Annotated in this window: 17 protein-coding genes; 13 read left to right on the top strand and 4 right to left on the bottom strand. The window is 71.9% G+C overall.

Annotation, left to right across the window (positions count from 1 at the left end):
- Nucleotides 1–3: 3 nt before the first annotated feature.
- Nucleotides 4–1,836 carry an ATP-dependent zinc metalloprotease FtsH gene (gene ftsH, locus H3H34_RS04350; protein WP_194743978.1) on the bottom strand — a complete coding sequence of 611 codons (1,833 nt, stop codon included), beginning with the start codon at nt 1,834–1,836 and terminating at the stop codon, nt 4–6.
- A 145-nt stretch (nt 1,837–1,981) separates the two neighbouring features.
- Between ftsH and H3H34_RS04345 the strand changes: the two genes are divergently transcribed.
- Nucleotides 1,982–2,974 (top strand): phosphate acetyltransferase, encoded by a 993-nt coding sequence (locus H3H34_RS04345; RefSeq protein WP_194743977.1) that lies wholly within the window; start codon nt 1,982–1,984, stop codon nt 2,972–2,974.
- Nucleotides 2,975–3,081: 107 nt separating this feature from the next.
- On the opposite strand, the gene H3H34_RS04340 is transcribed toward H3H34_RS04345, so the two are convergent.
- Nucleotides 3,082–4,770: an MFS transporter gene (locus H3H34_RS04340; RefSeq protein ID WP_194743976.1), complete on the bottom strand. Its 1,689-nt coding sequence runs from the start codon at nt 4,768–4,770 to the stop codon at nt 3,082–3,084.
- A gap of 22 nt (nt 4,771–4,792) precedes the next feature.
- On the bottom strand, nt 4,793–6,196 hold the full coding sequence (locus tag H3H34_RS04335; RefSeq protein WP_194743975.1) for a porin: 1,404 nt from the start codon (nt 6,194–6,196) through the stop codon (nt 4,793–4,795).
- A gap of 242 nt (nt 6,197–6,438) precedes the next feature.
- Between H3H34_RS04335 and acs the strand changes: the two genes are divergently transcribed.
- Nucleotides 6,439–8,397, top strand: a complete 1,959-nt coding sequence (acs, locus tag H3H34_RS04330) for an acetate--CoA ligase (RefSeq protein ID WP_194743974.1) — start codon at nt 6,439–6,441, stop codon at nt 8,395–8,397.
- Nucleotides 8,398–8,432: 35 nt separating this feature from the next.
- The gene (locus H3H34_RS04325) at nt 8,433–9,053 is read left to right on the top strand and encodes a response regulator transcription factor (protein WP_194743973.1); all 621 of its coding nucleotides are present in this window, start codon (nt 8,433–8,435) and stop codon (nt 9,051–9,053) included.
- A gap of 28 nt (nt 9,054–9,081) precedes the next feature.
- Here H3H34_RS04325 and H3H34_RS04320 read toward each other — a convergent pair whose 3' ends face one another.
- On the bottom strand, nt 9,082–12,462 hold the full coding sequence (locus H3H34_RS04320; protein ID WP_235945267.1) for a hybrid sensor histidine kinase/response regulator: 3,381 nt from the start codon (nt 12,460–12,462) through the stop codon (nt 9,082–9,084).
- A 213-nt stretch (nt 12,463–12,675) separates the two neighbouring features.
- Between H3H34_RS04320 and H3H34_RS04315 the strand changes: the two genes are divergently transcribed.
- From H3H34_RS04315 to H3H34_RS04270, 10 genes are read left to right on the top strand one after another with little or no spacing between them, the layout of a single operon-like run.
- A complete protein-coding gene (locus tag H3H34_RS04315; RefSeq protein WP_194743972.1) occupies nt 12,676–13,434 on the top strand; it encodes a MotA/TolQ/ExbB proton channel family protein in 759 nt (252 codons plus the stop codon).
- 31 nt (nt 13,435–13,465) lie between these two features.
- Nucleotides 13,466–13,876, top strand: a complete 411-nt coding sequence (locus tag H3H34_RS04310) for an ExbD/TolR family protein (RefSeq protein WP_194743971.1) — start codon at nt 13,466–13,468, stop codon at nt 13,874–13,876.
- Nucleotides 13,873–14,289 (top strand): ExbD/TolR family protein, encoded by a 417-nt coding sequence (locus tag H3H34_RS04305; RefSeq protein WP_194743970.1) that lies wholly within the window; start codon nt 13,873–13,875, stop codon nt 14,287–14,289. Before H3H34_RS04310 ends, H3H34_RS04305 begins: the two co-directional genes overlap by 4 nt.
- On the top strand, nt 14,286–15,038 hold the full coding sequence (locus tag H3H34_RS04300; RefSeq protein ID WP_194743969.1) for a TonB family protein: 753 nt from the start codon (nt 14,286–14,288) through the stop codon (nt 15,036–15,038). Before H3H34_RS04305 ends, H3H34_RS04300 begins: the two co-directional genes overlap by 4 nt.
- A gap of 20 nt (nt 15,039–15,058) precedes the next feature.
- Nucleotides 15,059–16,471 carry a V-type ATP synthase subunit B gene (locus H3H34_RS04295; RefSeq protein ID WP_194744121.1) on the top strand — a complete coding sequence of 471 codons (1,413 nt, stop codon included), beginning with the start codon at nt 15,059–15,061 and terminating at the stop codon, nt 16,469–16,471.
- Nucleotides 16,471–17,097 (top strand): V-type ATP synthase subunit D, encoded by a 627-nt coding sequence (locus tag H3H34_RS04290; protein WP_194743968.1) that lies wholly within the window; start codon nt 16,471–16,473, stop codon nt 17,095–17,097. Before H3H34_RS04295 ends, H3H34_RS04290 begins: the two co-directional genes overlap by 1 nt.
- Nucleotides 17,094–18,872 carry a V-type ATP synthase subunit I gene (locus tag H3H34_RS04285; RefSeq protein WP_194743967.1) on the top strand — a complete coding sequence of 593 codons (1,779 nt, stop codon included), beginning with the start codon at nt 17,094–17,096 and terminating at the stop codon, nt 18,870–18,872. The genes H3H34_RS04290 and H3H34_RS04285 overlap by 4 nt, the downstream gene beginning before the upstream one ends.
- A complete protein-coding gene (locus H3H34_RS04280) occupies nt 18,869–19,309 on the top strand; it encodes an ATP synthase subunit C (protein ID WP_194743966.1) in 441 nt (146 codons plus the stop codon). Before H3H34_RS04285 ends, H3H34_RS04280 begins: the two co-directional genes overlap by 4 nt.
- 10 nt (nt 19,310–19,319) lie before the next feature.
- A complete protein-coding gene (locus H3H34_RS04275; RefSeq protein ID WP_194743965.1) occupies nt 19,320–20,090 on the top strand; it encodes an ATPase in 771 nt (256 codons plus the stop codon).
- A gap of 29 nt (nt 20,091–20,119) precedes the next feature.
- Nucleotides 20,120–20,788: a hypothetical protein gene (locus tag H3H34_RS04270; protein ID WP_194751851.1), complete on the top strand. Its 669-nt coding sequence runs from the start codon at nt 20,120–20,122 to the stop codon at nt 20,786–20,788.
- The last annotated feature ends 3 nt before the right edge of the window (nt 20,789–20,791 follow it).

Below are 20,791 nucleotides of genomic sequence, written 5' to 3'. Positions count from 1 at the left end.
CCTTCACGCCGCCTGCGGCTCCGCGGCAGGTGCCTGCTCGGCGCGGCGGAGCGGCGGGAAGTCCTCGGGCGTGATGGTCTCCCGTTCGAGGAGCAGCCGGGCCCCGGCCTCGAGGTCGGCGCGGCGCGCGGCGAGGAGGGTCTTGGCGCGCTCGTAGGCCGTCGCGATGAGGTCGCGGACCGCCAGGTCCACCTCGCGCGCGGTCGCTTCCGAATGGTCGCGCGGCAGAAGCCCCGGCGGGCCTTCGCCGAGGAAGCTCTGCCGCTCGTGCTCGAGCACCGCCTGGCCAAGCGCCGGGTGCATGCCGAAGCGGGTGACGATCTGGCGGGCGATGTCGGTCACGCGGGCGAGGTCGTCGGCGGCGCCGGTCGAGATCTCGCCGAAGACGAGTTCTTCCGCGGCGCGGCCGGCGAGCAGCACCACCATGCGGTCCTCGAGGTCGGCGCGGGTGATGAGGAAGCGGTCCTCGGTGGGGCGCTGCATCGTGTAGCCGAGCGCGCCGATCGAGCGGGGGATGATCGAGACCTTGTGCACCGGGTCGGCACCGGGGAGCGACGCGGCCGCGAGCGCGTGGCCCATCTCGTGGTAGGCCACCGTCTCGCGCTCGCGGCGGTTGAGAAGCCGACCCGGCCGCTCGAGGCCGGCGACAATCCGCTCAAGCGCTGCGGTCACGTCCTCCATGGTGACGGCCTCCGCACCGCGGCGGGTGGCGCGGATGGCGGCCTCGTTCACGAGGTTGGCGAGCTCCGCGCCGGAAAAGCCGGGGGTAAGCCCGGCGATCGCGTCGACGTCGAGCCCGGCGTGGCGCACCTTCTTCAGGTGCACCTCGAGGATGGCCGCGCGGCCGCGGCGGTCGGGCCGGTCGATGACCACCTGCCGGTCGAACCGGCCGGCGCGCAGCAGCGCCGGGTCGAGGATCTCGGGGCGGTTGGTTGCGGCAAGGAGCACGATGCCCTCGCGCGGGTCGAAGCCGTCGAGCTCGGTCAGGAGCTGGTTGAGCGTCTGCTCCTTCTCGTCGTGGCCGCCGCCGGCGATCCCGATTCCGCGGCGCTTGCCGAGCGCGTCGAGCTCGTCGATGAAGATGATGCAGGGCGCGGCCTTGCGGGCCTGCTCGAAGAGGTCGCGCACGCGGGCCGCCCCCACGCCCACGAACATCTCGACGAACTCCGAGCCCGAGATGGAGAAGAAGGGCACGCCCGCCTCGCCGGCGATGGCGCGGGCGACCAGCGTCTTGCCCGTGCCGGGTGGCCCGACGAGGAGGATGCCCTTCGGGATGCGCGCGCCGAGCCGGCCGTAGCGCTGGGGCTCCTTCAGGAAGGAGACGATTTCCTGAAGCTCGGCCTTGGCCTCGTCGATCCCGGCGACGTCGGCGAAGGTGACGCCCGTGTCCTTCTCCACATAGACGCGCGCCTTCGACTTGCCGACCGACATGAGGCCGCCCAGCCCCTGCCGCTCGGCGAAGCCCCGGAACACCCAGCTCCAGAGCGCGAAGAACAGGATGACCGGCAGCACCCAGGAGAGGATGTTGGTGAGGAAGCCGCTCTGGATGGTGCCGTCGAACTCGGCCGAGCTTTTTTCGAGCCGCTGCGCGAGCGGCTCTGGCACGATGGTCGTCACGAAGACCTGCTTGCCGTCGGTCGGCTCCTTGTAGCGGCCGATGATGCGGTCCGGCTCGATCTGGACAGCTGCCACCCGGTCCTTCTCGAGGAGCTCGAGGAAGCGGGAGTAGGGAATGCGCTCGGTGGTGGTCGCCGCCTGCCACCAGCCCTGGAAGAGGAGGAGGAGAAGCCCCGCCCCGATCCAGTACCAGATGTGGAACTGCTGCCGCCTGTCCATCCGCACCCCCGTGCTCGCCTACACGCCGGCTCCGCAAGGCCTTCCGCTGCCACCTGAGCCACCCATGCACCTAGGCGCCGGAGGCCGGGAGGCAAGACCCCGCGGGCAGCGGGACGTACGGCGTGCGACGGCCTAGGGTCGCGTCATGGGCGCAGATGATTCGGAAGGCCTCGAGGGCCAGCAGGCGCAGGGTCAGGAGGCGCGAAGCCAGCACCAGCGGCTTCTGGAGGCCGCGCGCCGCCTTCCCCCCGTCGAGACGGCAGTCGTCCACCCGTGTGACACGGTCTCGATGGCCGCCGCCATGGCGGCGGCGCATCTCGGGCTCATCCGCCCCATCCTTGTCGGGCCGCCGGCGCGGCTCCGCGCCGCGGCAGAGGCGGCTGGCGTCGACATCTCCGCCGTGCCGCAGGTGGCCTCCGCGCACAGCCACGACAGCGCCGACCGGGCGGTCGCGCTCGTGCGCGAGGGCAGGGCGGAGGCGCTCATGAAGGGCAGCCTCCACACCGACGAGCTCATGGGCGCGGTCGTCGCCCGCGACTCCGGCCTGCGCACCGAACGGCGGGTCAGCCACTGCTTCGTGATGGACGTGCGGGGCCATGCCGAGCCGCTGGTCATCACCGATGCCGCGGTCAACATCGCCCCCGATCTGCGCGCCAAGCGCGACATCGTCCAGAACGCGATCGACCTTGCCCGCGCGCTCCGCTTCCCCGAGGTGCGCGTGGCCATCCTCTCGGCGATGGAGACGGTGAACCCCGACGTGCCTTCCACCATCGAGGCGGCGGCGCTCTGCAAGATGGCCGACCGCGGACAGATCGGCGGTGGCCTTCTCGACGGCCCGCTTGCGCTCGACAACGCGATCGACCCGGAGGCGGCGCGGATCAAGGGCATCGCCTCGCCCGTTGCGGGCCGGGCCAACGTGCTCGTGGTTCCCGACCTCGAGGCAGGCAACATGCTGGCCAAGAGCCTGTCCTTCCTTGCCGGCGCGGATGCTGCCGGCATCGTGCTCGGCGCGCGCGTGCCCGTCATCCTGACCAGCCGGGCCGACAGTGAGCAGACCCGGCTGGCGAGCTGCGCGGTGGCCGTGCTCCTCGTCGACTGGCGCCGGCGGGAGCAGGCGCGGGCCGTGAAGCCGGCCTGACGGCTCAACGGCAGGGGCCCTGAACGGGATGGGGGCAGTGGCCGTCCACCGCCCCCCCCCCGCCCCTCGCCCCCCGCCCCCCTTGGGATTGGGCGTCTCCGCCGGCGCTACTGGTCGATGTTGCGGCGGAAGGTCTCCGGCAGGAACAGGAGGCCAACGACCACGGTCAGGCCGGCGACGATGATCGGGTACCAGAGGCCGGAGGTGATGTCACCGCTCGCCGCCACGATCGCGAAGGCGATGGTCGGGAGGAAGCCGCCGAACCAGCCGTTGCCGATGTGGTAGGGGAGCGACATGGCCGTGTAGCGGATCTTCGTCGGGAACAGCTCGACGAGGAGCGCCGCGATTGGGCCATACACCATCGTCACGTAGAGGACGAGGATGAACAGGATGGCGATGACCGTCGGTTTCTGGATCGCCGACGGGTCCGCCTTGTCGGGATAGCCGGCTGCCGCAAGCGCGGCCTTCGCCTCCTCCTGGAAGCCGGAGACGAGGGCCTTGCGCGCATCCCCGCTGAGCGGCGCCGGGTCCGCCACCGCGATTGTCCTGTCGCCGATGGTGACCGTGGCGGTGGAGCCAGTCGCGGCGACGTTGCGGTAGTTGATGCCGGACCTGGCGAGGAACGCCTTGGCGATGTCGCAGGCACTGCCGTCGAACCGGTTCTTGCCGATGGGGTCGAACTGGGTCGAGCAGGTCGCAGGGTCGGCCGCGACGGTGACCGGCGCTGCCGCCTGTGCCGCGTAGAGGGCGGGGTTGGCGGCCTTCTGGAGCGCATCGAACAGCGGGAAGTAGGTGGCCGCCGCCAGCAGGCACCCGGCAAGGATGATCGGCTTGCGTCCCACCCGGTCGGAGAGCCAGCCGAAGACGATGAAGAAGGGCGTGGCAAGAAGGAGGGCGATGGCGATCAGCGTGTTGGTGGTCGCGCCGTCCACCTTCATCATCTTCTCGAGGAAGAACAGGGCGTAGAACTGGCCCGTGTACCAGACGACCGCCTGGCCCGCGACTGCCCCGAGCAGGGCAACGAGGACGAGGCGCAGGTTCCTCCAGTGGCCAAAGGCCTCGGTGAGCGGCGCCTTCGACTGCCTGCCCTCCGCCTTCATCCGCTGGAAGACCGGGCTTTCCTCGAGCTGCATGCGGATCCACAGCGAGACCCCGAGAAGCAGCACCGAGACGAGGAAGGGAATGCGCCAGCCCCATTCCTTGAAGGCGTCCTCACCGACCAGCGTGCGCACGCCGAGCACCACGAGGAGCGCCGCGAACAGGCCGAGCGTGGCCGTCGTCTGGATGAAGCTGGTGAAGAAGCCGCGCTTGCTGTCGGGCGCGTGCTCGGCGACGTAGGTGGCGGCCCCGCCATATTCCCCGCCCAGCGCAAGGCCCTGGAGCATGCGCAGGATGACGAGGATGACGGGGGCTGCGACGCCGATGGTGGCATAGCCTGGAAGCACGCCGACCATGAAGGTGGCAAAGCCCATGAGGCCCATGGTGATGAGGAAGGTGTACTTCCGGCCGACGAGGTCGCCCAGCCGGCCGAAGACGAGGGCGCCGAAGGGCCTGACGGCGAAGCCGGCGGCGAATGCGCCGAGGGCCAGGATGAACCCCGTCGTCTCGTTGACGCCGGAGAAGAACTGGCTCGAGATGATGATGGCGAGCAACCCGTAGAGGTAGAAGTCATACCACTCGAAGATGGTCCCGAGCGACGAGGCCAGGATGACCTTCTTCTCGCTCTGGGTCGGTGCGTGATGCTTGGGAAGGGCGCCGACGTCGTCGACGGTGGCGCCAAGGCTCGGGGGTGTCATGGCATCTCTCCTCTCGCGTCCCTCAGAAGTTGAACCTGGTCATGAACTCGAAGCGGTCGAGCGCCCCGCTTGCCCCGGAGGCGACTTGCCTGCTGCCGTGGCGAACCTCGACACCGACATCGAGACGGTCGAGCGGGGTGGCGAAGACGTTGCCGGCGATGCTCCAGGCGCTCGTGCTGGCGCCGGCCGGGATGGCGACGTCAGGGAAGTCTACCTTCTGCACTCCGCCCATGATCGTGGTTCGTACCCGCGACGAGAGCGCGAAACGGAGTGCGCCGAACCCGGCAACCACCCCCACCGGGTGGACCCGTCCGCCGCTGAACACGCCGTCGGGGGCGAAGTTGAGGCCGATATAGTGGCCGATTCCCTCGCCGCCGGTGAGCATGAAGCGGAGATCGTGCCGGTTGCCGGGGCCGAACGGCACCCTGCCGCCAAGCGAGAGCCCCCAGCCGAAGGCGCTGTCCTTGGTGATGCCGTCGTTGACGGTGACGTCGTGGGCAAGGGCGGCGAGCGAGAGCTCGGCGGCACCTTCCTTTCGCGTAACCCTCGCGACAAAGTCCGGCACCACTGCCTCGTCTGTCTCCTTGAGCTGGAGGGAGTCGGACGTGATGGTGGCCGTGATCGGGTTCTCGACGGCAAGCGCGAGGCCCGTGCGGCTCCCGAGCGGCAACGTCCATCGCACCAGCGGCTGGCGGACGAAGACCGTGCCTTCGGTCGGGCCGATGAAGTCGGTCGTCTCGGGCAGGGCGGCGACGTTCTGGAAGGTGGACCAGTCCTGCCCGGCCGTCAGCCCCTTCCAGCTGATCGTCGCGCGGCGGACGGCGAGGTTGTAGCCGTTGGTGGTGCGCGCCGTGCCCTGGGTTCCGGGCGCGGTCTGAAAGTCCACCTCGACATAGCCGGTAAGAGGCGAGCCGCCGGCCGTGGTCGTGCCCGACATCCACAGCCGGGTCTGCTTCAGGTGCGCGCCGAAGTGCGTGCTGCGCTCGCCGCCGACCGGCACCTGCTGCGGCAGCCAGAAGTCCCGGATGAGGGCGCCGGAAGGCACGGTGCCGTCCCGGTAGAGCGAGTAGGCGGCCCACAGCTTCACATAGCCGCCGACCCGGAAGGTCGTGCCGCCGACCCGGAAGCCCTCCCGGGATTCCACCGTCTCCAGCCGCCGTTCGAGCGCTGCCAGCTGCTCGGCCCCCGCTGTCGTGCTGCCCTCGCGCCCGGCAGCGGGGCCTGAAGGCACAAGTGTGCTCGCACTTGCCCCCGAACTGACGGTTGCAGGGGCGGAGGCCGCGCGGGCGGCTGCAAGTTCGGCGCGCAGGCTCGCCAGTTCCGCTTCCAGCGCGGAAAGCCGTCGCTCGATTGCGGCCGGGTCCTGCGCGGGCGCCGGCGTGGCAACGCCCGCAAGCAGCAGGGCAAGGCCAGAGCGGATTGGCATGCGTCTCTCTCCCTCGCCGGTCCCGGGCTGTTGCCGCCGGGTTCCGGACACCGCTCACCCTGCGTGGGAAGGTCGGGTGGGGAACAGCCCGACCTTGGTCGGGTGCGACCAAAGTCGGGGGTTCGCCTTTCCCGCTGCCGCTCCTAATATCGCCGCGTGGAGCCCGGCGGTGACCGGGGCCGAGGGAGTTTCCGGCGCGCCCGGGCTGGCGCTGTCGGGGAGAATGAGGCGGAGGACGAGCGATGACCGAGACCGTGCACCCCGTACCGCCCGCGTGGGCCGCAACCGCAAGGGTTGGCCCCGGAGACTATGCCCGTCTCTACCGGGAGTCGCTCGAGGACCCGGACAGGTTCTGGCGGCGCGAGGCGCAGCGCATCGACTGGATCAGGCCCTTCACCCGGGTTTCCCAGTGGAGCTTCGCCGAGGCCGACTTCGGCATCCGCTGGTTCGAGGATGGCACGCTCAATGTCGCCGCCAACTGCCTCGACCGCCACGTGGCCGCCGGGCACGGCGAGCGGGTCGCCATCATCTGGGAGCCTGATGATCCGGCAACGCCGGGGCGAACCCTCACCTATGCCGAGCTCCTGGAAGCCGTGTGCCGGCTGGCCAACGGGCTCGAGTCGCTTGGCGTGCGCCGCGGCGACCGCGTCACCATCTACCTGCCCATGATCCCCGAGGCGGCGGTCGCCATGCTCGCCTGCGCGCGGATCGGCGCCATCCATTCGGTCGTCTTCGCCGGCTTCTCGCCCGAGGCGCTCGCCGGCCGGATCCAGGACTGCGATTCCACCCTTGTCATCACGGCCGACGAGGGCCTGCGCGGCGGGCGCACCATTCCGCTCAAGGCCAACGTGGACCAGGCGCTCGCGAACTGCCCGAGCGTGCGGCAGGTCGTGGTCGTCGGCCGCACGGGAGCACCGGTCCAGTGGGTGGAGGGGCGTGACGTCGCATATGAAGCGCTGGTCGCCGCCCAGTCGCCCGCGCATGCTCCTGCCGAGATGGGGGCGGAGGACCCGCTCTTCATCCTCTACACCTCGGGCTCGACGGGCAAGCCCAAGGGCGTGCTCCACACCAGCGGCGGCTACCTCGTCTGGGCCTCGCTCACCCACGAGCTCGTCTTCGACTACCGCCCGGGGCAGGTCTACTGGTGCGCGGCCGACGTCGGCTGGGTCACCGGCCATTCCTACGTGGTCTACGGCCCGCTCGCCAATGGCGCGACGCAGGTCATGTTCGAGGGTGTCCCCAACTGGCCCGATCATGGCCGGTTCTGGGAGGTGGTGGACAAGCACCGGGTCGAGATCTTCTACACGGCGCCAACCGCCATCCGTGCGCTGATGCGCGAAGGCGACGACTGGGTGCGCCGCCACAGCCGCGCCTCGCTCCGGCTGCTCGGCACGGTGGGCGAGCCGATCAACCCCGAGGCGTGGGACTGGTATCACCGGGTGGTGGGCGAGCGGCGCTGCCCCATCGTCGACACCTGGTGGCAGACCGAGACGGGCGGCGCCATGATCGCGCCGCTCCCCGGCGCCACGCCGCTCAAGCCCGGCTCGGCGACGCGGCCGCTGTTCGGCGTGGAACCCGCGATCGTCGATGCCGAGGGCCGCGTGCTCGAGGGCTCCTGCGAGGGGAACCTCTGCCTCGTCCGCTCCTGGCCGGGCCAGATGCGCACCGTCTGGGGAGACCACCGGCGCTTCTTCGAGACCTACTTCACCACCTACCCGGGCAAGTATTTCACCGGCGACGGCTGCCGCCGCGATGCCGACGGCTATTACTGGATCACCGGCCGGGTGGATGACGTCATCAACGTCTCGGGCCACCGGCTGGGCACGGCCGAGATCGAGAGCGCCCTTGTTGCCCACCCCAGGGTGGCAGAGGCCGCAGTGGTCGGCATGCCCCACGATCTCAAGGGCCAGGGCATCCATGCCTACGTGACCCTGAATGCCAACGAGGAGCCTTCGGAAGCGCTGCGGGCCGAGCTCGTGCAGTGGGTCAGGCGCGAGATCGGGCCCATCGCCACGCCGGACGTGATCCAGTTCGCCCCCGCGCTGCCGAAGACGCGCTCGGGCAAGATCATGCGGCGGATCCTGCGCAAGATCGCCGAAAACGAGCTCGGGAACCTCGGCGATACCTCGACGCTTGCCGACCCGACGGTCGTCGACACGCTGATTGCCGGCCGGGCCGAGGCGACCGCGCGGGCGGCCTGAAGGGCGGAGCCGGGGCAGCCCGCGGACGCTCCCGGATGGCCGCCACCATCCTCGTCGCCGATGACCACCCGGCATTCCGCGCGGCGCTCGTGCTTGCCGTGCGCGGGGCTGCGCCCGATGCCGCTGTCGTGGAGGCGGGCACGCTTGCCGAGGCGGTGGCGGCGGCCCGGGGGGCACCCGGGCTCGTCCTCGTGCTCCTCGACCTCGGGCTTCCGGGGGCCCAGGGGGTGTCGGGGGTCGCTGCCCTTCGCGCCGAATGCCCGGACGTGCCGATCCTCGTCGTCTCCGCCGCCGACCCGGGGGCGGCAGGCCCCGCACGGGCCCTCGGAGCCGTGGGCTTCGTGTCGAAGAGCGCCGAGCTCGCCGATATCGAAAGCGCGATCGCCCGGGCGCTGGCTGGCGATCCCGAGCCCGTGGCCTGGCCTGCCACCGAGCTTTCCATGGCCGAGACCATCGGCACACTCACGCCCACCGAGCGGAGGGTGCTCTCAGGCGTGCTGAGAGGACAGCTCAACAAGCAGATCGCGCACGAGCTCGGGATCAGCGAGGCAACGGTGAAGGGGCACATGACGGCGCTGATGCGCAAGCTTGGAGTTCACAACCGCACCCAGGCCGTGCTGGCCGCCCGCGCCCTGGGCCTCGCGCTTCCCGGCTGAGCGCGGCGCGCCGCTGCCGCAGCAGCGCCTATTCCGCAGCAGCGCGGACGTCTGCCGGGGCGAGGGCTGCCAGAAGCGTGGCAGGGTCCGCCGGCTTCGAGACCAGCGCCACCCCGAGTGCTCGAAGGCGGGCGCCGTTGGCCTTGTCGGGGCTGGCGGTCACGAGGGCGATCGGCATGGCGGGCGACCGCTGCCGGAGTCGCTGCGCCACGTCGAGCCCTGTCGGCCCGGGGCCAAGGTCGAGATCGAGGATGGCGGCGTCAGGCGGGGTTGCGGCCGCGGTCTCGAGAGCCTGCGCTGCGGTCGTTGCCGGCCATGCGACGAGGCCTTCGCGGGCGAGAAGGGCTACGAGCGCGTCGAGCGCGGCGGCGTCATCGTCGAGGCAGAGGATGTGCGCACCGCCGGGCGGACGCCGCCCGGGCTCTGGGGCGGTTCCTGCGTCCTGCCACTCGGCTTCCTGCCGTGCCTTCGCCAGCGGCACGGTGATGGCGAAGGTCGAGCCGCGCCCCGGGGCCGAGCGCAGACGCACCGGAGCCGAGAGAAGGCGGGCGATGCGGTCCACGATGGCGAGGCCGAGCCCCGCCCCCGCCGTGCCGCCGGTGGTCGGAAGGCGCTCGAACTCCTCGAAAATCCGTTTCTGGTCCGCCTCAGCGATGCCTGGCCCCGAGTCGCGGACTTCGATTCGTACCCCCCTGCCTTCGGGCCGGGCGCACAGCAGGACCCGCCCCGAAGGCGTGTAGCGGATGGCGTTCGAGAGGAGGTTGCGGAGCACCGAGGCCAGGAGCCCCCGGTCGGTCTCGACCATCGCCGGCCGCACCCGAACGACGAGCGAAAGGCCCTTTTCCGTGGCGAGCGGCAGGAACTCCCGCTCGAGGTCGGCCATGAGGTCGCCGAGTGGAACAGCCGAAATCTGGGGGCGGATGCCGCCGGCATCCAGTCGCGAGACGTCGAGCAGGGCCCGGAGCAGCTGCTGGGCCGAGGCCAGTGCGCCGGCGATGCCGGAGACGAGAGCCTGCATGCCCTCGGCCGGCCTCCCGGCGGCAAGATCGCGCTCGAGGGCTGCCGCGAACAGGCGGGCGGCGTGGAGCGGCTGCTGGAGATCGTGGCTTGCGGCGGCAAGGAACCGGGTCTTGTCGCGGGTGGCGGCCTCGGCGGCAGCCTTGGCTGCGGCGAGCGCCCGGTTGGCGGCGGCCAGGTCTGAGGTGCGGTCGGCGACCTGCCGTTCGAGCTCGGCCTGCGCCTGCTTCTCGACCGTGATGTCGGTGAAGCTCATGACATAGCCGCCGCCCGGGATCGGGGCCCCGGCCGTGCGGATCCAGCGTCCGGATGGCCGCTGCCGCTCGAAGGCGTGGGGAAGGCCGCGCGAGAGATGCCAGAGCCGGCGCGCGACATGCGCCTCCACTTCTCCCGGGCCGCATTCCCCACGCTCGGCGTTGAAACGGATGAGATCGGCAACCGGCCGGCCGATGACCACCATGCCGGGAGGGTAATCGAACAGCTCCAGGTAGCGACGGTTCCAGGCGACGAGCCGGAGGCTGGAGTCGATGACCGAGACCCCCTGGTCGATTGCCTCGAGGGTTGCCGCAAGCAGCGTCCGCGACAGCGTGACCGACTGGCCGCTTCGGTCGAGGAGCCGCACGACCTCGGTCATGTCGAGGCTGCCGCCGGCAAGCGCGGAGCCGATGAGGAGCCGCGCCGACGGAGTGCCGATCACCCTGGCGAGCAGCTGCTCCGCTCGGCGGGCCGCAGCCGGCACGATGGCACCGCTGGCCGGCCCGAACTCGGGCCCGAGCGCCGCGTTCGCTTCGGCCTCGCCCACGAACCGGGCAGCGAGCGCGCGGAGGTCACCAAGTGTCCGGATGCCGGCTGGGCCGGTCCCGCCGGCGAGCGCGCGCCGAACCCGCCAGCGGTCCCGGGCGAACACTGCTCCCATTGCGAGGAGGTTGAGCCCGAGGCTCCAGAAGAGCCCATGGGCCAGCGGGTCCCCGAACGACAGGCCGAACAGGGCATGGGGATGGAGCAGTCCTGCCGTGGCATTGCCGAGCCGGTCGGCGACGGCCGGGCCCGCGAAGGAGGGAAGGAAAAGGGTGAAGAGCCAGGCAAGACCGCCCGCGCCCAGCCCGGCCGCGGTCGCAGGCCCGTTCGAGACCCGGAAGGCGGAGGCGAGCACGAGCCCTGGCGCGAACTGGGCGACACCGGCAAAGGCCACGAGGCCGATCGTGGCCAGCGAGCGGCTGCCCTCGAGCGTTTCGGCGTAGAGGAATGCGGCCGCGATGATGGCGACGATCACGGCACGCCGGGCGCGGCGCATCCGCCGCCCGAGGTCGGCACCGCGTCGGTCGAGATCCCTTTGCAGGAGCAGCGGGGCGAGAAGGTCGTTCGTCGCCATGGTGGCAAGCGCGAGCGTCTCGGCGATGATCATCGCGGTTGCCGCCGAAAAGCCGCCGAGGAAGGCGATGTGGGCAAGTGCAGTGGCGCCGGTCTCGAGCGGCAGCGCCAGCACGTAGAGATCGGGCGGGACAGCGGGGCCGAGGATCGCGAGGCCGGCAGCGGCCAGCGGAAGGGCGAGGAGCGAGACGGCGCCGAGGTAGAGCAGGAAGGGGACGCGTGCGTCTCTGACGGCCTCCGGCGAGGGCGCCTCGACGAAGCCGAGATAGAACTGCCGCGGCAGGCAAAGGATGGCGAGGCCCGCGGCAAGGGTGGCGGCGAAGAAGCCGGCGCCCGGTCCTTCGGCAAATTGCTCGGCAAGCATGGCTTGGGCGGCCAAGGCCTGCGGGGTGCTGCCGGAAACGAGCACGAGAGCGTAGAGCCCCAGCGCGAGGAGCGCGGCCAGCTTCACGAGGGACTCGAGCGCGAGCGCAGCCACGAGGCCGCGGTTGTGCCGAGCGACCTCTACCGTGCGCGCACCGAACAGGATGGCGAAGGCCGCAAGCGCCAGGGCCGTGATCAGGCCCGCCACACCGGATCGCTCGAGCCCGGCAAGGACGGCAAAGGTCGAGGCGACGGCGCGCAGCTGCAGTGCGATGTAGGGGACGGAGGCAACGAGAGCGATGAGTGCCACCAGCACGGCCACCTTCCGGCTGCGGTCGTGCTGCTGGGCGAGGAAGTCGCCGATCGAGAGTGCCCGGCGCTCGCGGACCTGGCCGGCAAGTCGTACGAAGAAGCCCGGGGCAAACAGCAGCGCGAGCGCCGGCCCGAGATAGATGGCAAGATAGGGCCAGCCGTCGGCGGCGGCGGTGCCCACCGCCCCGAAGAACGACCAGGAGGTGAAGTAGACCGCGATCGAAAGCGGATAGACAAGCGACAGGGCCGGCCGGGGCAGGCCGGAGCGGTCGACCCGGCGGGCCACGGCCACGAGCATCAGCCCGTAGGCAAGAACGACGATGGCGGACACCAGCCCCGCCGGCATCGGGCCCCGCTCCTCCCCGTTTCCTCGCGTCTTCCCTCAACGCCACGCTGGCCGAAGACCCCGCCTCCGGTCAATGCCGGAGCAAGGCGACACGCGGGGCCGCGGACGGCCTGGCCGAAGACCCGCGCCACCGGTCAAGGCGTCACCACAGTGTCACATGGCTTTTCCATAACTGTTGCCGAGGCGAACGGCATGAACGGTCGGGGGTGTGGCATGGAAAAGCTGGCCGGGGCAGCGCTTGTTGCTGGCTGGGCAACTGCTGCCACGGCGGCAGAGGATGGCGCTTCGGGCCCGCTCGGCGGCATTGCCCGCCTTATCGAGCTCGGCGGCCCGGTGGTGCCCGTGCAGCTGGCCCTCTCGGTCATCGCGCTCGCCATCATCGTGGCGAAGCTCGTCCAGTTCGTGCGGGCCCGGGCGTGGTCTCACGGCTTCGTCGACCCGGTCGCGCGGATGATGCACGGCGGCGACTTTGCCGGGGCGGATGCGGCGCTCGCCAGGGAGACGGGCCCGGTCGCGGCCGTCATGAAGGCCGCTGCTGCCGGCCGCGCAACGGGTGCGGCCGATGCGACGGTGCGCGAGGAAGTGGAACGGATCGCCCAGGCGCAGCTCGACTCGCTCGAGCGGGGGCTGCCGCAGCTCGGCCTGATCGCGACCATCAGCCCGCTCCTCGGGCTGCTTGGCACTGTCACCGGGCTCGTCGGTGCGTTCCAGCAGCTGGCCAGGGCCGGCGACCGCGTCGACCCCGCCATCCTCTCGAGCGGCATCTGGGAGGCGCTGCTCACCACCGTCATCGGGCTCGTCATCGCCATTCCGGCGGCCACCTGCTACGGCCTGTTCCAGCGCACCGTCGACCAGGTGGGGCGGCGCGCGGAAGATGCAGCAACCCGGGTCTTCACGGTCGACCTCTACCGCAGGTTCGGCCTGCGGGAGGACCCGGAACGGCCGCTGGCCGAACTCCAGGCCGCCGAGTGAGGGGCGGAAGCCGGACGCAGGGGTCGCGCCGATGCGCCTGAGGGTACGGCACAGGCTTGGCGGAGGTGCCCTCAACATCACCCCGCTCATCGACATGGTCTTCATTCTCCTCGTCTTCTTCATGCTGGCGACCAACCTGGCGCGGTTCCGGCTGATCGGGGTGGACTCGCCGGAGGACCGGGAGGTGGCGCGCACGGCCGAAGGGGCCGTCGTCATCGAGCTGCTGGAGCCCGGGTCGATCCGCGTCGACGGCCGGCCCTATCCGCGCGCGGCGCTTGCGGAGGCGGTTGCTGCCATCACCCGGATCGACCCCAACCGCGTCTTCCTCATCCGCCCGGCGCCCGGTACCACGCTGCAGGAGACGGTGAGCGCCCATGACGATGCGCGCGCAGGCGGCGCCCGGCAGCTCTCCTTCTCGCGCCACCGGGAGGCCGGGCGATGAGGTTCCGCCCCGAGCGGCCCAAGGAAGCGCTCATCGACCTCACGCCGCTCATCGACATGGTCTTCATCCTGCTCGTTTTCTTCATGCTGGCGGGCACCTTCCGGGCGACCGACGCCTTCCCGGTGACCCCGCCGGCCTCGGCAAGCCGGATCTTCGGCGACGAACGCGAGGCGGTGATCCTCGTCCGCGCCGATGGGCTCGTGGGCCTCAATGGCCGGGTGCTGAGCCACCCCGAGATGATCCGCACCATCCGCGCCCTCCTGCAGGAGAACCCGGCGGCGCTCGTTCAGGTGAAGGCGGACGGCGCGACCGAGGCCAATGTCGTCATCGAAGTGCTGGAGAAGCTTCGCGAGGCGGGCGCCGGCTACGTGGTGCTGCTGACTAAGGGCGCGGGGCTGGTGGAGACCCCATGAGCCGGACGGTCGAAAGCGCCCTTGGCGACGTCGAGCTCGAGACGCTGACGAGTCGCGCGTGGGGGGCGGCGCTCGCCGTCGCGCTTGGCGCGCACCTCGGACTTGCCGAAACCTATGCTGCCTGGGAGCGGGCGCGGGCGCTGGCCGAGGCTGCCGAGACCGAGACGCGAATCGACGTGCGGCTCGGCCCGCCCGGCGGGCGGATCGAGACGGCTCCGCCGCCTCCGCTGCCCCCCGGCCTGCCGCCCGACCAGGTGGCCCAGCCCTCGCGCACCGAGCGGGCGGCCGATGCGCCGCCCATCACGCCGACCGCTCCGCCGCCCCCCGCGCCAGAGGGCGCTCCGCTGTCCAGCGCTATCGGCGAGGGTGGCGGGGGGCTGCCGGCCCCGCCCGTCGTGGAACCGGAGGTGCCCCCGGCGCCGCCGACTCCGCCCGCGGCTCCGCCGATCGCCCCCGCCGAGCTCAAGGCCTATGCCAACCGGGCCGTCGGGCTCATCCACGAACGCATCGTCTACCCGCCGTCGGCGCTCCGGAACCAGCTTGAAGGACGGGCGGTGCTGGTGCTCACGGTCGATCGCCGCGGCCGGCTCGTCCGCGTGCGGGTGGCCGAGGGCACTGGCCACGAGCCACTCGACGAGGCGATCCTGAAGGCGACCAACGGCGTGCCGAACTTCGGGCGGCTGCCCGACGGCTACACGGAGCCGACGCTGAGCTTCAGCGCCGCCATCCGCTTCATGCTGGTCGAGTGACGGCCGCTCCCGTGACCAAGATGGGCGCGCGCTCCCACCTGGCAGCGGAGGCAGCAGCCGGTTCGGTGGCCGGTCTGCTCCGGTTCCGGAAGATCGCCGCGATCGTCGGCGACACGCTCGTCGTCGAGGGGCCGGGTGCGGAGGCGGGGGCTCATGCGCCCCGACTCCACGACCTCGCCCTCGTGCTCGACGGGCACTCCTCCGGAAGCCGGGAGCGCCGCGCGCTCGCCCGCATCGTCCGCATCGACGGCCCCCTCGTCCATCTCCAGCTCTTCGACAGCGCCGCGGGCCTCTCGACGGCAGCGGCCGTCAGCTTCCTCGCCACCCCGCCCGAGGTGCTCTACACCCCGCATGCGCTGGGCCGCGTCTTCGACGGGCTGGGGCGGCTCATCGATGGCGGCCCGCCGCTCGACCTCGAGCCCTCGATTCCGGTACTTGGGGCGCCGGCCAACCCGGTGAGGAGGGAACTCGGGCACCGGCTGATCCGCACCGCCATTCCCATGATCGACCTCTTCAACTGCCTGGTCGAAAGCCAGAAGATCCCGATCTTCTCGGTCGCTGGCGAGCCTTACGAGGCCCTGCTGCTTCGCATCGGCGCGCAGGCCGATGCGGACATCGTGGTCTTCGCTGGCATCGCGATGATGTTCGACGACTTCCTTGCCGCCCGCGAGAGCTTCGAGCAGTCCGGCCAGGCGGGCCGTACCATCATGTTCGTCAACCTCGCCTCCGACCCGGTGGTCGAGCGGCTGCTCCTGCCCGACCTCGCGCTGGCCGTCGCCGAGCGCTTCGCCGTCGAGCAGAAGAAGCGGGTGCTGGTGCTCATGACCGACATGACCGCGTTTGCCGATGCCCTGACCGAAGTGGGGCTGGCGCAGGACCGGGTGCCGGCCAACCGCGGCTACCTCGGCGACCTCTACTCCGAGCTTGCCCGCCGCTACGAGCGCGCCTGCCTGTTCCGGGACGGCGGCTCGGTCACCATCGTGACCGTGTGCACCATGCCGGGCAACGACGTGACCCACCCGAGCCCCGACAACACGGGCTACATCACCGAGGGGCAGATCTCCCTCCACGATGGCATGATCGATCCGTTCGGTTCGCTTTCGCGGCTGAAGCAGCACGTCATCGGCCGGGAGACGAGGGAGGATCACGGGCCCGTCACCAACCTGATGATCGGGCTTTACGCCGCCGCCCAGGATGCCCGCCAGAAGCAGGCGATGGCCTTCGAGCTCTCCGACCATGACTTACGGCTTCTCGCGTTCGACCGGCTGTTCCGCGCGCGGTTCATGGACATCCGCGTGGCGTGCCCGCTCGAGCGCGCGCTCGACCTCTGCTGGCAGACGCTCGCCGAGTGCTTTGCGCCCGAGGAACTGGCCATCAGACGAAGCCTGGTCGAGACCTACTGGCCGCGCGCCGTGGCGGAAAGGCAGTGCTGATGCGTCTTCCGGCCAACCGCGCAGCCCTCGCCGTGGCTCGGCGCGCACTCGAGGCCTATCGAAAGGTCCTGCCGGCGCTCGACCTCAAGCACCGCACGCTCCTTGCCGCCCGCGCCTTCGCTGCGCGGCGGGTCGCGGCGCTCGCCGCCGGCCACGAGGCGACGCTGCGCCGACTCGGCACGGCCTTTCCGATGCTCGAGGGACAGGAGGGGGATCTTGCCGGCCGACTTTCTGCAACGCTTGCCGGAACCGCGGGGCCGCCGGTCGCCGGGGTGGCCACGGTGGCGGCCGAGGGGCTTCGCGTCACCCCGGTGCAGGCCGGGCGCCTCTCCGACCCGCCGGTGATCGCGGCGTTGGACCGCGCGCTGGCCGACGCGCTCGCCGAGCGGGTCACCCTTGCTGCGGCGCGGGTCACGCACGACCGTCTCGAGGCTGCCACGAAACAGGCGGCCCGCCGCCTCAACGTCGTCGAGAAGGTGCTGATCCCGGAGCACGTGGCCGAGATCCGGCGCGTCGCGCTCGCGCTGGCCGACAGACGGCGGGCCGCCGTGGTGACGGCACGCCTCGCCAAGGCGCGGCGGGCCGCGCTGCGTCGGCCTGGTGCGCCTGACGGGGGCCGCGCGTGAGCATCGCGCCGATGCGCCGGGTGGTCCTGGCCGGGCCGGCGGATGCGCTTGCCGACACGCTCGCAGCCCTCCAGGCGCTTGGCACCGTCGAGCTCGACCCGCTGGCGCCGGCACCGGCGGAGCCCGCGCCCGCCGCTCCCGCAGGCGATGCCGCGCGTCGGGCGCTCCGGCACCTCTTGCGCACGCCCGGCAGGCGCCGGCAGCGGACCAGCGACCCGGGCTTCGATGTGTCCGCCTTCGTGGCCGACGTGGTGGCCAACGCGCGCGCCATTCGCCGGCTCGAGGAGCGGCGCGAGGCGCTTGCCGCGCGGATTGCCGATGTCGCGCACTGGGGCGACTTCGCCTTCCCAGATAGCCCGGAGGTGCTCGGCGGCAACCGGCTCTGGTTCTACATCGTCCCCAACCGGCGGATGGCCGAAATGCCGCGCGAGGGGTTTGCGTGGCGCTGCGTGAGCCGGACGGCGACCATGAGCTACGTCGTGGTCGTGAGCCCCGAGGAGCCCGATCCGTCGCTCGTTCCCGCGCCACGGGTCCATGTGGGTTCGCGGCGGCTGGCCGACCTCGTCCGCGAGCTCGAGACGGTGGAAGCGGATCTCGACGAGGCGCGGCTCGCCCGCCAGGCGTTCACCGCGCGGATCGGGCTTCTTGCCCGTTCGCTCGCCGAGGCGGCCGACGCCGACGCCCGCGCCGACGCCGCGCGCCGTGCCCTTGCCGATGCGCATGTCTTCGTGCTGGTCGGCTGGACCGCAGCCGCGGACCTGCCCGCGCTCGAGGCGCTCGCCGACGCGCGCGGTCTTGCGCTTCTTGCCCGGCCGCCGCTTGAGGATGAGGTGCCGCCCACCCGGCTCGACCCGCCGCCGCCGTTTGCCGCCGGGGCCGACCTCGTCACCTTCTACCAGGCACCGCCCAGCCGCGGCTGGGACCCGTCGGTTCCGGTGTTCCTAAGCTTTGCCCTCTTCTTCGCGATCATCGTCTCGGATGCAGGCTATGCCCTCGTGCTCGGGGCGGTCCTGGCCTTCGCATGGCGGCGGCTGGGTCGCGGCCGTGCGCGCCGGTTCCGGCCCCTCCTGCTTGCCGTCGTTGGTCTTTCCCTGGCCTGGGGGGTCGCGGCCGGCTCCTGGTTCGGCTTGCCGCCCCCGGCCCCGTGGCTCGCGCGGCTCCAGCTTCTCGAGCTCACCGACTTCCGGGCCATGCTCGGGTTGAGCCTCTGGATCGGCATCGGCCACCTGGGCCTTGCGATCGCTGGCCGCTTCTGGTCGCTGCGCGGCCGGCCGGAGGCGCTTGCCCAGGTCGGCTGGCTCCTGCTGCTCGCCGGCGCAGTCGCCCTGTGGCAGGAGGCGCCGGCCGCCGTCTCGCTCGTGTCGCTCGCCGCTGCTACCCTCCTGCTGCTTCTCCATTCCGACCCAAGGCGGGTCCGGTCGGTTGCGGATCTGCTGCGCCGGCTGGGGGCGGGGCTTGCCGCCCTCTCCGGGGTCTCGCGGCTGTTCGCGGATGTCCTCTCCTACCTCCGGCTGTTCGCGCTCGGGCTTGCCAGCGCGTCGCTGGCGCTGGCCTTCAACGGGCTGGCCGCGGACCTCCGCGCGGCCATCCCGGGCTTCGGGCTGCTTGCGGCCAGCCTCGTTCTTCTGGCCGGCCATGGGCTCAACCTCGCGCTCGCCATCGTCGGCGGCACGGTCCACGGCCTGCGGCTCAACTACATCGAGTTCGGTAGCTGGGCGGAAGCAGGCGAGGGGCGCCCGTTCCGGCCCTTTGCCCGCCACGGGGTGCCCTCATGACCGAAGTGCTGCTCGTGCTCGGCTGGATCGGCCTGTTCGCGCCGCTGGCGCTGGCCGGGATCGGCTCCGTCATCGGCTGCGCAACCGCCGGCCAGGCCGCCATCGGCGCGATGCTGGAGAGCGACGGCGGCTACGGCCGGTTCGTCGGCGTCTCCGCACTGCCGTCGTCGCAGTCCATCTACGGCATCGTCGCGATGCTCACCCTTGCGCGCCCCGTGACGGCCGCGAATGCGCCGGCCCTGTTCGCGATCGGCACGCTCACGGGGCTTGCGCTGTTCCTCTCCGCCGTCCGCCAGGGCGAGGCCTGCGCCTCCGCCATCACCGTCATCCGCGACAAGCCCGAGGTGCTGGGCCTTGCGCTCGCGCCGGCTGCCATCATCGAGGGCTTTGCGGTCTTCGTGTTCGTCTTCGCCCTCTATCTCGCCGGAACGCTCTGAGGGGGGCGCCGTGGCGGAGGCAGATCCCGGCACCGACGACCCGCTCGACGACAGGGTGCGCGTGGCACGACCGGCCCGCACGGCGCCGGGGTCGCCGCCGCCCGAGGTTCCCGAGATCGCGCGCGGGGTGGAGCGGCTGATTGCCGACCTGCGCGAACGAGGAGTCGAGGCCGGCCGCCGCGAGGCGGAGGCCCGCGTGGCGGAAGCCCGTGCCGAGGCCGAGCGGATCCGCGCAGACGCGGAGGCCGAGGCGGCCGGGCTCGTGGCGCGCGCGCGGGACGAGGCGAGCCGTCTGCGCGCGAGCGGCGAGGAGGCCCTGCGGACCGCCGCACGGGATGCCATGCTCGCGCTCCGCGCCGACTTCCTCGAGCGCTTTTCCGACAGCGTGCGGCGCATGGTGCACGAGGCGCTCGACAGCCGGGAGCTTCTCGCGGCCATGATCCTCGCGCTCGTCAGGCGCACGGGGGAGGCTGCCGGCACCGCGCACGCGGACCGGCTGGAGATCGATCTTCCCGACCGGCCGCAGACCCTCGAGGACCTGCGCGCTGACCTCGAGGAGGCCCGCCGGAGCCCGCTCACGCGCCTGGTGCTGGCCGGGGTTGCCGAGACCCTGCGCGAGGGCTTGGAGCTGCGTGCGGGCGCGCACGACCGGGCCGGCATTCGGGTCCGGCTCGCCGACGGCGGCATCGAGATCGACCTCTCGGACGAGGCGATCGCCGCAGCGCTGCTCGCCCATCTGCGCCCGCGCTTCCGCGCGCTGTTCGAGGGGATCATCACCTGATCCGGGCCTTGCCACCAGAGGGGCGCCTCGTGCGGGTGGTGGCGGGCCTGCCGCGCCTGCCGGGGCCGTTCGACCCGCGGGTGGAGCCGGTGGGAAGCGTCCGCCTCCAGCGCCGGCTGGAAGCGCTCACACCCGCCGAGCGCGGAACCCTCGAGACGGTCGTCGCCGGGTTCGACCGTGGCCGGCTGGCCGGGCTCGACGATGCGGCGGTCATCGCCCGCGTGCGCGCGGCCGCGGCGGTCGCCCCGCCGCGTGTGCGGAGCGCGCTCGAGGCCGTGTGGCAGCAGCGCGGTGCTGCGGCGCTTGCGCTTCGGCGCGCAGCCGGCGCGCCAGCGCCTGACCCTGCGCTCTTCGCGCTTCCGGGCCTTGTCCCGCTGGCGGTGCGGATCGTGCGCGCGTGGCACCGCCCGGGCTTTGCCCTGGGAGGGCCAGCGGGAGAGGCCGCGCGGGAGGCGGTGGCCGAAGCCCCCCCGCCGTTCGAGCGCTGGCGCGCCGCCATCCTGCGCGAAGCCCAAGCGCTCCGCGCGGCCGCATTCCCGCCAGCGTTCGATCTCGCTGCCGTCATCCTCTACGTCCTCCAGTGGAGTCTCGTGCGCGAGGCACGCGCGGTCTCCGCGGACGCAGCCGAACGGCGCATCCGCGCGGCGCTCGAGGCGGCCGCAGCGCCGCTCGAGGCCCGGCTCTCGGCGGCGGGCTGACGG

The sequence above is a fragment of the Thermaurantiacus tibetensis genome, from assembly GCF_015354055.1.
GTDB lineage: Bacteria > Pseudomonadota > Alphaproteobacteria > Sphingomonadales > Sphingomonadaceae > Thermaurantiacus > Thermaurantiacus tibetensis.
This window is presented reverse-complemented; position numbering and strand designations above follow the sequence as displayed.